Consider the following 16107-nt stretch of genomic DNA (forward strand, 5'->3'; position numbering starts at 1 on the left):
AGTTATACTCTTCCTTCAATCTTTACTCTATTGCGCCAATAATTAAGCACATCCCCTAGCGTTTCTTCAATACCTATATGTTGTTTCCAACTAATTGTACTAGTGATTTTTTCATTTGAACCTATATAAAGAGGAATATCTATGGCTCTGAGTAGCGATGGTTCTGTTACGATATCTATTTCTTTATCTGATAAAGCAACCAATGATGTCAGAATATCAGCAATGGATACTGGCTCGCCTGAACAAATATTATATGCTTCTCCTGGAATACCTTTTCTAATGATTTCACTGTAAGCTCTGATAATATCTCTAACATCAAGGAAATCTCTCTTTGCAGAGAGATTTCCCACTTTCATCATTTGCTCTGACATTCCCGACTCTATTTTTGCAATTTGATACGAAAAATCCGAAGTTACAAACCCCAGATCCTGTCCTGGTCCGATATGGTTAAACGGCCTTACATGAACAATTTGCAAACCCAGTTTCATATACATTTTTGCAAGCATATATTGAGACACCTTAGAAATACCATAAGGGCTAATCGGATTTAAAGCACATTCTTCATCAATAGGCATGGAATCAGAAAGAACCATTCCGTATTCTTCTGAGGACCCTACGGAGAGGATGCGCACCTTTCCCCCAATGTCCGACTTGAGGATCGCCTCATAAAAATTAGCTGAGTTAATCACATTTGATTCCAAAGTTTCCACTACTTTATCCCATGATTTTCTAACAGAACTTTGGGCAGCAAGATGAAAAATCATATCCGGTTTAATATGATTTAAAACCTCAATCATTTCTGCTTCGCTAGAAAAGCCCATTGCTATTCTATTCTTAGCCCCATCTTGAATATTTGATGTATTACGAGTAGTCCCCCATACTTCTATATGATTTGATAGCAAATATGCTTCCAAGTGTTTGCCAACAAATCCGTTCACACCTGTAATTAGAGCTCTCATTTTTAAGCCTCCTTCTTTTTGAAAGCCTTATTTGAGTTTCTCCAAATCACTATCAACCATCATTTTAACCAATTGCTCAAATCCAACTTCAAGCTCCCACCCCAACTTTTCTTTTGCTTTCGTGCAGTCACCGAGAAGTAGATCTACCTCAGCTGGTCTTACAAATTTCTGGTCAATTACAACATAATCTCTCCAATTAAGACCAACATGGCTGAATGCGATCTCGACTAGCTCTTCTATGGTATGAGTTTCACCAGTGGAAATCACATAATCATCTGCTTTATCCTGCTGCAGCATCAACCACATTGCCTTCACATAGTCTCCCGCAAAGCCCCAATCTCTCTTAGCATCTAGATTTCCCATGCGCAATTCATTTTGAAGCCCAAGCTTGATTCTCGCGACTCCGTCTGTCACCTTACGCGTTACAAACTCAATCCCACGACGTGGTGATTCGTGATTAAATAAAATCCCGGAACATGCATACATATTGTAACTTTCTCTGTAATTTACAGTAATCCAGTGTCCATAGACTTTAGCTACTCCGTAAGGACTGCGAGGATAAAAAGGAGTTGTCTCTTTTTGTGGCGTTTCTACTACTTTTCCGAACATTTCACTACTTGAAGCTTGATAGAATCTTGCTTCTGGCTTAACCAATCTAACCGCTTCAAGCATATTTGTAACGCCCATCCCCGTGGCTTGTCCTGTAGCAACCGGCTGGACCCATGATGTTGCAACAAAGGACTGTGCCGCCAAATTATATACCTCATCAGGATTAGCGATTCGAACTGCATTGATCAATGAACCAAGATCTAGCAAATCACCGTCAATGAATTCAATTTCGTTTTTAATGTGCTCAATATTTTCCATAATCGGCACACTTGTTCTGCGGCGCAAACCAAAAACCTTGTATCCTTTAGAAAGCAATAGCTCAGCCAAATAAGATCCATCTTGTCCAGTAATTCCAGTAATAAGTGCGTGTTTTGTCATGAGGTAAATTCTCCCTTTATTTTTTATAAGTACTGCTCAAGCTTCTGCATACGCAATTCTTTAAGCAACAGTTTAACTTCCTGAGCTTTATCTTTGGTACATATCAGTGTTACATCTTCTGTATCGACGATGATTAAATCTTTTATGCCCAAGGTTGCTATTAACTTACCATTACTCTCTATAATGCAGCGCTTTGTGTCTAAGTTCAGAATATTTCCTTTGATTACATTCCCATGATCATCTAATTCATTTATGCGTTCTAGTGCTGTCCAGCTACCAACATCATCCCAACCAAAAACGCAAGGTATAACATAAATGTTATTCACTTTTTCCATAATCCCGTAATCTATGGATTGGTCAGGCATTTTTTTGAATTCGGAGCGAATTACATCTTCGCGATTTCCAGAATTTATTCCCGCTTTCATCGTCTCCATAATATCATGCATTTCAGGCATTAGCTCTTGTATGTATCTTCTAATAGTAGCGGTCTTCCAAACGAATATACCACTATTCCAGTAGAAATTGCCTGAAGCCAAATAAGCTTGCGCCGTCTCAAGATCAGGCTTTTCAACAAACTTATTTACTTTATATACATTCAAGCCATTCATTTCTGTAAGTTCATCAGTGCTCTGAATGTACCCATATCCTGTCTCTGGATATTTCGGTTGAATACCTAAAGTCACTAGATTGCTATTATCTTCTGCAACTTGAATAGCAGTCTTTAAAATTTTGATAAATCCTTCTTCGTTCTCAATTATGTGGTCTGATGGAATAACCACCATTGTGCTATCCGGAAATTTTTCCTCAATAAGGATTGAAGCAAGTCCAATGCAAGGAGCTGTATTTCTTCCTACAGGCTCTATAATGATATTCTCATGTGGCAAGTGAGGGATTTGCGCTTTAATTAGTTCAGCATACAATTCGTTAGTCACAACGAATATTTGGCTTATATCCATAAGCAGCTCTAAACGAGCAATGGATTGCTGTATCATAGACTTATTCCCAGAAATATTTAAAAACTGTTTAGGGAGATTGGTACGACTTTTCGGCCAAAACCTTTCTCCTTTCCCCCCTGCCATTATTACGCTAGTAATCGTCATGTCAACCTCCAAGATTCCTCAAAGCAATGTATTTTAGTCTCTTTTCAATCAAACTGCCAACAACTTGTGGAGAAAAATGTTTCTTAATATGTGATTCTCCCTTCGATGCCTTCTTAAGATAAAACTCTCTGTCGTCATAAAGCTTTCTCATATACTCACTAGCGTGATTCACATCTGGATCAGCCCAATACTGATAAGACTTATAAGGACCATGATCATGATTTAATTGAATTAGTTCGTAATCAACAAGACAGGAATTATCCGAAGTCATAAAATCTGTATTTGAAGACCAGTTAGTACCTATTACTGGTTTACCTAAATACATTGCCTCCGCAAGTCCCAATCCGAACCCCTCACTTCGATGAAGGGATATATAACAGTCAATCACTGAAATTAATGCATTGGTATCATTTCGAGATAACGTTCTTTCTATTAAGTAAATATTCTGATAGCCGCCTATCAATTCATGCAGTTCTCCAAGATCATTTGGATTGCTACTGGCACTATTCACTTTAATAACCAAGCCAACATTCAAATCATTTGATCTAAATGCATTCTTAAAAGCATGAATTGCTGCTTGAGGGTTCTTCCTTTCCTGATAGCTCTTCAAGTCATACATTGTAAGAAAAAGAAACTGGTTATCCGGTACACCAAAAAATTCTCTATCTCTCAATTTCTCTATCTTAACCTCAATGCTATGGGGAATTTTGATTACAGGAACAGGACTTTTCATTGAAATAGAATCAACCACAAAAGTGGATGGAGCCCATATTTCATTTACTAAACTGAAACTTTCTTCCCATTCGTCTGGGAAATCGGGAAGTTCCCAATGCCAAAAACCAATATTATAGCGATCCTGAAAAATTTCGTTACCATGATGAGCATAGATCTCCATCATTTGTTCGGCATTAATATGAAATATATTTACATTATATTTGTACTCAGTTATTTCTTTATGGATCCATGACGCATCATTCATTCTGGCAGGATTTGTCCCTATAAAATTAATGATGCCAAATGGCACATCTACAGTACTTAAACTCCTAGCCGCAATTCTGCAAGATTCTCCGATTCCCATTTCTGCTCGTGCATACCCAATCAGATTAACTCCCGATAGTTCTGTTTTAATCATTTGTCTGTTTGGACGATCAATAGGGAAAGCTTTCTTAAGCATCCTCTTTTTTAATTTTTGTCTTATAGAAAAAGGGACGGATTTTACTATAATCGGTTTGGAGGCAACGGCTAACCGGTACAATCCTCTAAAGAAGTATGAGCTTATATTCTTCACTAATCTTCCCCTCAATCAAAAAACCATTAAAAGTCATATTTTAATTAAAATCCAAGAAATTAAGAGCAGATCTTGTCATAAATAATAGAGAATTAGCAGATTTAAAAGGCATCTCAACCAGTATACGGTAAAAAATCAGTTGAGTCGAGAAATCTTGGAAAATTCAGACGATATTTTCTACTTAAGTGATCCTCTTTTCTTCTAACTACATTTTGTCAATCTATGTTATTATTTCTCACTAAATCTCATTCAAATTACATAAAATAGATTTGAACGGTAAAAATGGACATTGATATGGCAATGAGCGTAAACTATAACAGTTAATATTTCCAAATCCATTTTAGTTAGTTTAAGGAGAATGTATTGAATGAAAGGAATTATTCTAGCAGGAGGTAGTGGGACACGCTTATATCCCTTAACCATGGTAACGAGTAAGCAATTACTGCCCATCTATGATAAACCTATGATTTACTATCCTTTATCCACCTTAATGCTCGCAGGAATTAAGGAAATCCTGATCATATCAACTCCCGAAGATACGCCAAGATTCGAAAGCCTATTAGGCAACGGTTCCCAGTTTGGTATAAGTTTGGAATATATGGTTCAGCCTACTCCTGATGGCTTAGCACAGGCCTTTATTCTTGGCGAAGGTTTTATTGGGAGAGATTCCGTTGCCATGATACTCGGGGACAATATCTACTACGGGGCTGGTATGCGGCAATTACTTATCCGTGCCTTCAAAAAAAATCAAGGAGCCACTATATTTGGTTATCATGTCCCAGACCCGGAACGTTTTGGCGTTATCGAGTTTGATCAAGACGGTAAGGTTATCAGCTTGGAAGAAAAACCTCCTCATCCCAAATCAAACTACGCAGTAACTGGATTATATTTTTATGATAATAGGGTAGTTTCAATTGCAAAAGGTGTCTCTCCCTCAAAACGCGGAGAATTAGAAATAACGTCAATTAATGAGGAATATTTGAAACTCAATGCACTAGAAGTTCAACTTCTCGGCCGTGGATTTACTTGGCTGGATACAGGAACGCATCAAAGTTTGGCAGATGCAACAAACTTTGTTAAAACAATCGAGGATCATCAAGGAATTAAAATCGCAGCTCTAGAGGAAATTGCATATATTAATGGATGGATTACTAAGAAGCAGCTTCTAAGTCATGGTCAAAAACTCGCTAAAACCTCATATGGAGAGTATTTAATTAAGGTTGCAACTGGGCAAATAAAATATTAAGGAGTGCAGTTACTACTATGAAAATCACACCTACAAAACTGGATGGTGTATTGATCATTCAGCCTGACTTGTTTGGTGATCATCGTGGATGGTTTATGGAAACATATAATCATTCTAAATTTGCAAAATACGGGATAGAAATAAATTTTGTACAAGATAATCAGTCTTATTCCGCTGGGAAAGGAACACTTCGCGGACTTCATTATCAGTTAAATCCTAAAGCCCAATCGAAACTTGTCCGATGTACACGCGGTGTTATCTTTGATGTGGCTGTAGATATTCGCAAAGGTAGCCCGAACTATGGAGAATGGTACGGATTAGAACTGAGTGAGTCGAATAAGACCCAACTCTTGATTCCAAAAGGGTTCGCCCATGGTTTTATAACACTTACTGATGACGTAGAAGTACAGTACAAGTGCGATGAGGTATACTCTCCTGAGCTTGATGGAAGCATTCTATGGAATGATCCCGACATTAATGTAACTTGGCCGTCAAATATGACGCCGATATTATCTGATAAGGACGCAAAAGCACCTCTTTTAATAAACGCTAATAACAATTTTGTTTACACTATATAATGAGAAACCCATACTCTACTCAACAACTATAGTCAATAAAAACTATCGTGTACCTTTGATTATTAACTTTAAGTTGTAACACAAAAATTTTATTATATACTGCATCGGGTAACTACCTTAAATAGTTCCAATTTTCTAAAATACTATGCTAAAATATTTGTCGTATCTACTAGAAAAGGAGAATTCTACCTGTGTCGAATCAAGTATACGGAAAATCCGCTAAACCATCGAGCGGTATTGATCCAAAGAACCAAATCAGTGTCCAACGATGGTTTCTAGTCGTCGGCTTTATCTTATTTATACTCTGGGCTCCGTTCCAGATTGCTCTATTCAATGGACAAATGCTTAATTTCGAAAAGCCAATCTATTGGGCAGTCCTCATCTCAACGCTATTAATGTTCCTATGGATAGCCAGCTATTATAAAGAAGTCAAGCTTGAATCACAAAGGGATTGGCTGCTTGTAGCTGTCTTGTTGCTCCCATTAACTTATGTTCTCTCTCTTATATCTGCAGCCTCCTACTATCTAGCAACGAATATGATACTTATTCAGTGTATTTATGCGGTTGTATTTGTAATTGGAGTGTTTATTCTCCAAAACAAACAAATTAATAATATTATACATTTGGCAATTAAGGGTATTTCATATGTTATTGTAGGATTTGGTCTATTGAACTGGCTTGGAGGGTCGAATCTGGCAGCGAATCTTGTCGGCTGGTTTACGAGTGCTGTACAGAATGGGAAATATATTGATGCCGTCATGGTGGACTCTAATGGACCGCGGTTAACCTCTGTGTTCCAATATGCCAATACATACGCAGCTTTCCTAATGGCACTGCTCTTTGCAACCATCTTTAGCTTAGTTAGATCTAAAAAATGGTATGGTCAGTTGACTCATGGATTTATGCTTGTTCCGATTATCGTCTCCATTATGCTGACTTTGTCGAGAACAGGCCTTGTCCTTCTACCGATTGTTTTTGTCGTATTATTGCTATTTTTGAAGCCTGCAAAACAAATACTTTGGATTATTTACTGTCTCATAGCAGGCGCGGCGACGGTAATTGTACTTAATCCTATTACTTCAGCAGGTCTGGCATTACATGAACAATACTCAGCATCTACAGCTCCAAACGGCTGGATCTATCTGATTGTTGCATCTATTGCTGTGGCTGTTCTTGCTTGGGTAATTCAAAGCTATGCTGCCTCTCGTTTAACAAACGGCTTGCAGCGCTGGTCTGATCGCAAGTTATCCAGCCTATGGATTCCAATTGGCTCTTCCATTGTTGCCATTATTGCAGCCCTGCTGCTTCTGTTTACGAGTCTCAAAAACATTTTGCCAGACAGCATTCAAGTCCGCCTGGAGAACATCAACTTTAATCAGCACAGTGTGCTCGAACGATTTACGTTCTATCGGGATGCACTAAAGCTGCTTGCCGATTATCCTATCATTGGAGCCGGCGGTGGAGCATGGGCAAGCTTATACGAGACCTATCAAAATAACCCGTACACGAGTCGCCAAGCCCATAACTTTTTCATGCAATATCTCGTAGAGGTCGGTATCCTGGGATTCCTTATTTTTATGGCCTTTATGATCTTTATTATCTGGAAATATATTAAAGGATACATTCGTCAGTCTGAAGAAAACCGGGAGTCCCATTTCCTATACTTCATTATTACGTTCTCTATTTTAGTTCACAGTATTCTGGACTTTAATATGAGTTATGTATTTATGGGAATACTCGTCTTTCTCGGATTCGGCGGAATGGCGGCTGTCATGGATAATAAGCCAGTGAAGAAATTCAGTTTCAAAGGAGCCGGTACTCGCTATCTATATGTCGGAGCCGTAGGTATTCTGTCTATCTTTGTTCTATTTACTTCGGTTCGTTACTTGCAGTCCAGCTATGCTGCTGTAGATGCTCAGCAAGTGGTTCAGACGAGCCAGGATTTTAATGAAATCAAGACAGCACTCGATAAGGATCTATCCATCCGTGACACTCATCCGGATTCCTTACTGTTGATGGCTGAGATCTACCAGCAGGTCTATTCGCAGACTCAAGATGAACAATATTACAATGAGGCACTGGCATGGATTAACAAAGGACTTGAAGATGAGCCCTATAATAAAAACATGCTGAAGCGTAAAATTTCTCTTCTACAGGCAAAAGGGGAGAATGAGCAAGCTTTTGCTATCCAGGAAGAAAAAGCCGTCAATTTTGCTTGGGATATTGATTGGCACGAGACGCTAATCAGCCAGGCCTTCGAATATGGTTACCAAGCTCTTGGCAATCAGGATACAGCTAAGAAGGACGAATACTTCGAGGCAGGACTGCAAGCTTACCAGCATGTAGTAGAGGGTATCGAGCATTTGAAGACCCTGCCTGAAGGACAGCTTCAAGGGCGTGCATTTGAAATCACACCAGCTATTGCTCTGAATGCAGGTAAAATAGAGTTTATGATGAATCAATCTGCTGAAGCCGCGGCTACCTTGAAGCAAGGTTTGACAGAAGATATGAGTGACCCTGCCAATCAAGAAGTAGCACGGTGGTATCTGGCATCATTGCAAAAAGCAGGCCAAACAGATGAGCAGGTCTACAATCAGTTAATTGGAATTCAGCCCGAAGCTGATGAGCAAATCGATCAGTTAGCCTCTTTAAATTTCTAGCACTACAACAAAGCAGCGAGTCGAAGGATTTTCTTCAACTCGCTGCTTTTTTAAAACCATGATATCTGCTTATTTCAAAGTCCGATAAGATCTCAAGAGCTCCTCCAGATATTCACTCAATCCTTCACGAAGTTCTTCACGCTGCATCGCGTAATGAAGGGTCGTTTGAATAAATCCTAGCTTCTCTCCGACATCATGACGAGTCCCATCGAAATGGTATGCCAAAATGTCCTTGCTTGCACCCAGTGTCGCGATGGCATCCGTCAGCTGGATTTCTCCATTCACTCCAGTATGTTGATTCTCCAAAATATTAAATATATCCGGGGTCAATATATATCTTCCCATTATCGCAAGATTAGATGGGGAGCTCCCTACCGGAGGTTTCTCCACTAAATTATTCGCTGTATATACTCTGTCTTCAATTTGATTTCCCTCTATAATCCCATACCTCGATACTTGTTCCCAAGGAACGGGCTGAACCCCGACTACAGGCTGCTCATATTGCTCATAGATTCCCATCATTTGCTGCAAACAAGGCGGATCGGATTCAACAATATCATCTCCAAGCAATACGGCAAACGGCTCATTACCTATAAATTTACGAGCACACCAGATTGCGTGCCCGAGTCCCTTAGGCTCCTTCTGTCTGATATAATGGATATCTGCCATTTCAGAGGACTTCCGAACTTCTTCAAGCAATCCCCATTTTTGTTTCGATGCCAGGTTATGCTCCAGTTCAAAATAGTTGTCAAAATGATCCTCAATTGCTCTTTTTCCTTTACCTGTCACGATAATAATATCTTCAATTCCGGAGGCCACCGCCTCTTCAATTATGTATTGGATCGTAGGCTTGTCTACGATAGGCAGCATTTCCTTGGGCATAGCTTTGGTCGCTGGCAGGAATCGCGTGCCTAAACCAGCTGCAGGTATTATTGCTTTTCGAATCTTCATTCCATAATTCTCCTTCATACTAGAATAAATTCATTATAACGGAATGAACTGGAAACTTCTCTAATCAGAATCAATTTCATAACTTTTTAAAACAACGAATAGGGAATTGATTCAGCACTTGAAACTTTTCAATTGATGATATTAATATCTCTACATAATGATGTTCATGCAATAAACATTTCACTAGGAAAAAGAGCCCCTCTCTTCATTTGAAGAGAATGGCTCCATTTAATTTAATTTAATTTATTTCACCAATTGCCCGCGTGTTACGCCGAGCTGGTTGGTTGCTTTGAGTGTCTTCCATACCTGTGTACCGCTGATCTCGCCGCGAAGTGCACGGTTGTACAGTCCAAGTACCTCACGCACCTGCTCTGGTGTCTCTTCCAGAAACTCCACGCGGTAGCGGGATACACCAAGATCCATGAAGTTCGTCAGGTACTCGGCACCGGATTGCTCAACGGCATTATATACCGTGTTCCGGCAGCCCTCATCGACACGCACCGGATGGGACATGCCAATACGGTCCTGCAGAGATACGCTGTGATCTTCACATGGACGTCCGCAGTTCGTGTAATCCGTTCCTTCACTGAGGAATGTACAGTACACACAGTGCTCTGTATGGAACATCGGCAAATGCTGATGAATAACAACTTCCATCTTGTCCGTACGGGAACGCTCAAGCAGATCGACCATTTGCTGAATGTTCAAATCATAAGATGGAGTAACCGCATCACAGCCTGCTTCGAGGAACAGCTCAACCGCTTTATGGTTGGCGATGTTCAGCGAGAAGTCACCGATCAGCTCCGGATGATTCGCCTCCGGATTCTCCATACGATGACGCAGGTAGAAATACAGTGCGCCTGTATTACGAACCAGCACCGCGTCTGGCTTCAGACGCAGGATGTTGTTATGGTAGCCGTTCTCACCAGGCATGTGGATGCGTGGTGTAACGAGTGCGATCTTCTTGCCTGCTGCATGCACCATTTCAACCGCTGCCGGGAACTGCTTGATGAATTCAAAGTCGGCATAAATAAAGTCTACACCGGCTTCAAGGCAAGCCTCTACTTGAGGAAGGCTGCGGCATAAAGCGGTCAGCTCCGCTGCACCGCGCTTCACCGCTGGAGCTGGCTTAACGGAGTCACCGTAAACCTCCACTTCACGCTTAACGTACACTGGCGGCTTCGGACGCTCACCTGCCAGCATTTCCACCGCCTGACGGCGAATGTTGTTCAGCTCGCGCATCGGAATAATGATGTCCCCATGCAGCTGCACATCCAGCTCCTCCAGCTGGTACACTGTACCACCCAGTCGTCCAAATTGCTCTTCGAGCAGCTCCGCGTTCATCGGGCGTTTCTTCGCCATTTCGAGCTCCATCTCGGAATTCACCTGAACGGTGGTACCTTTCTGCACATCGGTCCACCAGGTTTCAAGTGGCTGCCCCGGTCTACCTACTGCCTTCACATGAACCGGGAAGACACGATATGGCTTCTCTGTCTCATAGCTTTGACGAAGGCGCTTGTCGAGCGCCGGGTCATTGGTCTTCCAGATCCGGTCACCTTCGTGCAGACGACGCAGATCCACGTCACTGCGGCCCGGCACGATATCGATAATCCAGCCTTCGCCAGCTTCGCCTTCGATCTTGACGCCTTTACGGCGAATATCATAGACGCGTCCGCCTTCTTCGCGTTTGGTCGGGTCGCCGGCATCAAACACGATACCGTCTCCACGCTTCAGCGGAGCTTCCAGTTTACATACAACGCCGTCGCGAAGTATTTTTTCCACACGACCCAAATATACACCACGGCTCTTCGGAAACGTTCCGTCCACCAGCTTCTTGTTGTTTGTTCCTTCAAGGAAGCCATGCGTGAAGCCACGGGAGAAGCTCTGCTGCAGCTCACGAATTTCCTCAGTGCTGATCGGATCTTTAACCCCGTCAAAATAAGCATCAATTGCTTTACGATATTTGCTTACCACATTCGCCACATATTCCGGTGTCTTTAGACGCCCTTCAATCTTGAAGGAAGTTACACCCGCTTCAATCAGCTCAGGCATAATGTCGATTGCAGCCAGATCTTTTGGAGACAACAGGTAAGCAACATCGCCCATCGGCTTCTGCTCACCATCAACCATCAGATCATAGGGAAGACGGCAGGCCTGCGCGCACTCACCGCGGTTCGCAGAGCGTCCGCCCCACATCTCAGAAGTCAAGCATTGACCCGAGTAAGAGACGCAGAGTGCACCATGCACGAATACTTCCATCGGCAGCTTGGCTTGTTCCCCGATTTTTTGAATCTGCTTCAGGTTGTTCTCACGGCCTAGTACGACGCGTTCAATATCAAACGGCTTCGTAAACTCAACCGCCTCCGGTGAAGTAATCGTCATCTGTGTTGAACCGTGAATGGGGAAATCCGGTGAGATTTCGCGAATCAGCTTCACAAGACCCAGATCCTGTACAATTACGGCATCCACGCCTGCATCCACACAAGCATCGACTAATTTTTTTGCGTCCGCCAGTTCATTTTCAAATACCAATATGTTAAACGTCAAAAAGCCTTTGACTCCATAGCTATGCAAAAAAGCCATAATCTCCGGCAGCTCTTCCATCCGAAAATTATTTGCTCTTGCGCGGGCATTAAACTTTTCCACACCGAAAAAGATCGCATCTGCGCCGTTCGCTACTGCTGAACGCATACAATCCCAATCGCCGGCAGGTGCTAACAGCTCGACATCTTCTCTTCTCAATGCTTTTGTATTCATATATCCTCCTAAACCTGATCCAAACAGGCTTTTTTTACTTTGCCAATATCCTAATACAACGTCCAATTCATTAACTATATACTCTATCAGTGTAGCCATTCCTATAAACAACTATAATAGTGTATCAAATCCTTGTTCTTTCCTCTACTACTTCCTGAAAAAACCGAAATTTCCGTCCATTCTCCATGGACTTTTCTATTAATAGTGTATTGAAAAGCTTTCTCTAAATCTATAAAAAAAGAACCAGCATGCCAAAAAAAGCTCTGCCAGTCCTTCACCACATCAACTATTTATTAAATGAAAAAGATTCAAGCGTCTTCGAGAGGGCATTCAGCTGTACTTCCGTTCGATTCGCATCATTTAATACCGCGGTCACGGTGTAAGTAATGCCGTCATGCTCAAATACAAGCTGCCTGCCTTGCATAGGAACATCCTTCTCGACTTCATGATAAGTGAACTCTGTCGCCGGTTCTCCGGCAAAGGTCACATTCTTCGTATCGGTCACACGGAAATCTTTGCGGCTCTGGGCCGCTTCAGCATAAGATTCACGGAGCTGACTGACTGCCATCTCTACAGATACTTCCTTATCCACATGTATGGAGAAAAACCCTCCTGTAAACTGATACGCTACAATCGTGGACTCAAATCGGTTCTCCACCGGTGTCCAGTATCTCGGTATATCAAGCGTGTAGCCGTATGTTTTGGAAGTCCGGGTGATCATGCTCGACTTATTCACTAAGTAAGGATCTTCGCCGAGCTTGCCGAAATTTTCAGAGACTGTATCATAATCAATTTCAAGCGAAGCCAGAATCTCTTCGAATAAGTCCTCATCCCCTGCTGCCGCTTCGGGTACAGCATATTCCAAATAGTAGCGATATCCGTTCTCTTGAATCAGCACATTATACTCCGTTGTCCAGCCATCTCCAAAATCGTATTGGAACTGGTTCACCTGAGCGTCCTTGCCTGCTACGTTCAGCGTATAGGAATCGACTTCCCGGTGAGCATCCTCTACGAACACATCCCGCATCCACTGGTTCAGCTTGTCGCTCCAATCCTTGAGCGATGCCCCTTCCGGTACCGAGGTCACTTGGAGGGATAAATGTGTTCCTTCCTCGCTCTCGTATACCAGGGACTGATTATCCTTGTCCCACTCTGCAGGCACTGACAAGGCGATGCCATAATCTTCGTTGTACACTTTCGTCATGCCATTCTCAACCGTGGACAAGTCCTTCATTGTCGTATCCGATGTGTTGAATGATGTACGGAAGGAATTCAGCAGTGGGGCATACTGTTGCAAATCCTTGTAATTAACAGCCTCATAATCGGAAAAATAGACTTCATACAAGCGCCCATTATCATAGTATTGTCTCGCTTCCCAGAACATACCGTCCCCATCCTTGGTCACGATACGGGCATAAGGGGTAACAGCCTCTCCATAGGCTTCCCGGTCCATTACAATCTCACCCATGTCTTTGGCGTCCTGAACAAGCTGCTGCAGCATATCTTCGGCATCCAGCTCTACTTCCTGATCGCTGACCAGAACTTCAAGATAATATGTTCCTTCCGCGTTCATGAAGCTCGTAAAATCCTCACTCTCATTGTAAGAACCGCCCACAATAAGTCCGGTTGGATAGTTCATAGACCATTCATAGTAACTGTTCCCTATCTTTGTTTTGCCTAGATCCGTATCAATTTCGCTCTCATTCGGGGCTTCAGCACCGTTCGCCTTCATGCGAATGACCAGCTCACCATGATCTGACTTGTGAAGCGAGGCTCCAATTCCGGCAGCTACAGGACGCAGTGGCACCATGAGCACATCCTTCACCATCTTAGGAGCAGCAGTCATTTCTACTTTTTCCCCATCGATCCAGGCGATCTTGCTGCCGATGGTGAGAGCAACCGTATGAGGACCATCCATCACTTTGACGACATCCTCCCCGGATAGACGAATCTCGCTATTAAAAGCTTTTTTGAACACCCCAACCGGGACCATCAGCGTTCCCTGCTCATTGTAGGGCATTTGAATCGTTTGATTCTCTCCATTGATGGTTGCCGTCTGGCTTCCCGTCTTCAATCTAAGCTCTTCAGTAAGACCTGAAGCTGCAGCCGGCTGAACTACACTGCTTAACACGATTGTGCCTGTCAACAGCGCTGTTGTAAGGGTACGTACCGTTCTAGTATTCATTGTTCTACCTCATCCCATGCTTCGTCTTCGACTGAAACGACCGTATTCTCACCCTGCGTCAATACCAAATATCGTGTTACGATGTCTCCATCTGACTGCATGAGCAGCTTCACTCTCTGGCCAGGCAGATATTTCTTAAGCAGCTCATTAATATCAACTACCGAAGTAACCCGGACACAGTCTATGCTGTACAGCACGTCACCCTCTTGGATTTTGGCCTTGTCTGCTTCATTTGTGTGGACACTCGTTACGGTCAAAGGATCGTCAGTAGGCAGCCCCACAATGGCCGACCAGCTCTCCTCCAGCGTAAGCCCCAAACTTGCGCGCTTGACTTCTCCATATTTAAAGTAATGATTTAATACATAATGCACCGTCTCAGCAGGGATCGAGAAGCCTGTATTCTCCACGCCAACGGCTGCATACTTCATCGTGTTAATCCCGATCACTTCACCTTTCAAATTCACGAGCGGTCCGCCGCTGTTACCCGGGTTAATGGCTGTATCGCTCTGAATCAGACGATAGGATGCATTCACCCCTCGATTGAGCCCGCTGACCACACCCACTGTAGCTGAATTACGCAGTGAAAAAGACACCGGTGTTCCAATCGCAATGACCGTCTCGCCCACCCGCATATTGGAAGAGGAGCTGGCAAGCTTCGCGGGCTTCAGTGATTTCGCATTGATCTTAATCAGTGCAAGATCACTGGTCGGATCGCTGTAGCTGTCGGTAATCTTATAAGTCTTACCGTCAGATGTGACTACAACTGCATTGGTTAAACCGTCGATGACATGGGCATTCGTCACAATCCATCCATTGGACTTCACTATGACACCCGTTCCATGCGTCAAATTATAGCGGTCTGAGCCGCCTCCCTCTTCACCTGCATCCGGGCGCCCTATAATCCCAACAACAGATGGGGATACAGCCTCTACTACCTCCGGTATCTCATCCTGCGCGGTATAAATAAACGTTCCTGTCTTCGCGTCATACTGACCTGTGCCGCCTAACGCTTTAATAAGGTCTTTTGAATTTATGTATATTTGATCATCCTGGAGCTTGGCATTCAGCTTGACGCTGGCTCCTTCTATCACAGCAGGGTTAATCGCACTTGCTATGATTGCTGCAACAGTTGCTGCTGTGATTCTAGTTCTTACCCTATATAGATTGGTATTTGTATCGTTATTTCTAACGTTATTTTCGTTTCTATCTCTGGTACTATTCATACTATTACGTTTCAAATGGCTTCACCGATTCCTCTCTTAATCTATCATTCCCGCGCTCTTATGTGACATTATGAATTCATACGCCAGCTGTTATTTCTTCTTCAAAAGAGGATTAAAAAACACCTTCCCTTCACACAGGGGAAAGTGTTCTGCAGAGCTAACTTATGCTGTAT

General features: G+C 42.6%; 11 protein-coding genes. 3 read left to right on the forward strand and 8 right to left on the reverse strand.

Annotation, left to right across the window (positions count from 1 at the left end):
* Window positions 1–2: 2 nt before the first annotated feature.
* The 4 genes from BM415_RS18805 to BM415_RS18820 are packed head-to-tail and all read right to left on the reverse strand — an operon-like array spanning window position 3 to window position 4334.
* Window positions 3–959: a GDP-mannose 4,6-dehydratase gene (locus BM415_RS18805; protein ID WP_091160673.1), complete on the reverse strand. Its 957-nt coding sequence runs from the start codon at window positions 957–959 to the stop codon at window positions 3–5.
* A 27-nt stretch (window positions 960–986) separates the two neighbouring features.
* The gene (gene gmd / locus BM415_RS18810) at window positions 987–1946 is read right to left on the reverse strand and encodes a GDP-mannose 4,6-dehydratase (RefSeq protein ID WP_091160674.1); all 960 of its coding nucleotides are present in this window, start codon (window positions 1944–1946) and stop codon (window positions 987–989) included.
* A gap of 23 nt (window positions 1947–1969) precedes the next feature.
* On the reverse strand, window positions 1970–3046 hold the full coding sequence (locus tag BM415_RS18815) for a mannose-1-phosphate guanylyltransferase (RefSeq protein ID WP_091160676.1): 1077 nt from the start codon (window positions 3044–3046) through the stop codon (window positions 1970–1972).
* Window position 3047: 1 nt separating this feature from the next.
* A complete protein-coding gene (locus BM415_RS18820; RefSeq protein WP_091160677.1) occupies window positions 3048–4334 on the reverse strand; it encodes a glycosyltransferase family 4 protein in 1287 nt (428 codons plus the stop codon).
* 367 nt (window positions 4335–4701) lie between these two features.
* Here BM415_RS18820 and rfbA point away from each other — a divergent pair, with 367 nt between their 5' ends.
* The 3 genes from rfbA (at window position 4702) to BM415_RS18835 (ending at window position 8818) form a co-directional block, all read left to right on the forward strand.
* On the forward strand, window positions 4702–5580 hold the full coding sequence (gene rfbA / locus BM415_RS18825) for a glucose-1-phosphate thymidylyltransferase RfbA (RefSeq protein WP_091160678.1): 879 nt from the start codon (window positions 4702–4704) through the stop codon (window positions 5578–5580).
* Window positions 5581–5597: 17 nt separating this feature from the next.
* The gene (rfbC, locus tag BM415_RS18830; RefSeq protein WP_091160680.1) at window positions 5598–6158 is read left to right on the forward strand and encodes a dTDP-4-dehydrorhamnose 3,5-epimerase; all 561 of its coding nucleotides are present in this window, start codon (window positions 5598–5600) and stop codon (window positions 6156–6158) included.
* A 191-nt stretch (window positions 6159–6349) separates the two neighbouring features.
* Complete coding sequence (locus tag BM415_RS18835; RefSeq protein ID WP_091160682.1) at window positions 6350–8818, forward strand: O-antigen ligase family protein; 2469 nt, start codon at window positions 6350–6352, stop codon at window positions 8816–8818.
* Window positions 8819–8887: 69 nt separating this feature from the next.
* Here BM415_RS18835 and galU read toward each other — a convergent pair whose 3' ends face one another.
* The 4 genes from galU to BM415_RS18855 all read right to left on the reverse strand — a co-directional run bounded on the left by galU (window position 8888) and on the right by BM415_RS18855 (window position 15949).
* Complete coding sequence (galU, locus tag BM415_RS18840) at window positions 8888–9769, reverse strand: UTP--glucose-1-phosphate uridylyltransferase GalU (RefSeq protein ID WP_091160684.1); 882 nt, start codon at window positions 9767–9769, stop codon at window positions 8888–8890.
* 243 nt (window positions 9770–10012) lie between these two features.
* Complete coding sequence (locus BM415_RS18845; RefSeq protein WP_091160686.1) at window positions 10013–12526, reverse strand: U32 family peptidase; 2514 nt, start codon at window positions 12524–12526, stop codon at window positions 10013–10015.
* 286 nt (window positions 12527–12812) lie between these two features.
* Window positions 12813–14711, reverse strand: coding sequence for a stalk domain-containing protein (locus BM415_RS18850; RefSeq protein WP_091160688.1), 1899 nt, complete (start codon window positions 14709–14711; stop codon window positions 12813–12815).
* The gene (locus BM415_RS18855) at window positions 14708–15949 is read right to left on the reverse strand and encodes a S1C family serine protease (RefSeq protein ID WP_244533594.1); all 1242 of its coding nucleotides are present in this window, start codon (window positions 15947–15949) and stop codon (window positions 14708–14710) included. Before BM415_RS18855 ends, BM415_RS18850 begins: the two co-directional genes overlap by 4 nt.
* Between the last annotated feature and the right edge of the window lie 158 nt (window positions 15950–16107).

It is taken from the genome of Paenibacillus sp. 453mf (genome assembly GCF_900116105.1).
GTDB lineage: Bacteria > Bacillota > Bacilli > Paenibacillales > Paenibacillaceae > Paenibacillus > Paenibacillus provencensis.

Bases quoted from the DNA above. Each gene is read 5' to 3' on its own strand.
- BM415_RS18805 (WP_091160673.1), bottom strand. From the start codon at position 959: ATGAGAGCTCTAATTACAGGTGTGAACGGATTTGTTGGCAAACACTTG.
- gmd (WP_091160674.1), bottom strand. From the start codon at position 1,946: ATGACAAAACACGCACTTATTACTGGAATTACTGGACAAGATGGATCT.
- BM415_RS18815 (WP_091160676.1), bottom strand. From the start codon at position 3,046: ATGACGATTACTAGCGTAATAATGGCAGGGGGGAAAGGAGAAAGGTTT.
- rfbA (WP_091160678.1), top strand. From the start codon at position 4,702: ATGAAAGGAATTATTCTAGCAGGAGGTAGTGGGACACGCTTATATCCC.
- rfbC (WP_091160680.1), top strand. From the start codon at position 5,598: ATGAAAATCACACCTACAAAACTGGATGGTGTATTGATCATTCAGCCT.
- galU (WP_091160684.1), bottom strand. From the start codon at position 9,769: ATGAAGATTCGAAAAGCAATAATACCTGCAGCTGGTTTAGGCACGCGA.
- BM415_RS18845 (WP_091160686.1), bottom strand. From the start codon at position 12,526: ATGAATACAAAAGCATTGAGAAGAGAAGATGTCGAGCTGTTAGCACCT.
- BM415_RS18850 (WP_091160688.1), bottom strand. From the start codon at position 14,711: ATGAATACTAGAACGGTACGTACCCTTACAACAGCGCTGTTGACAGGC.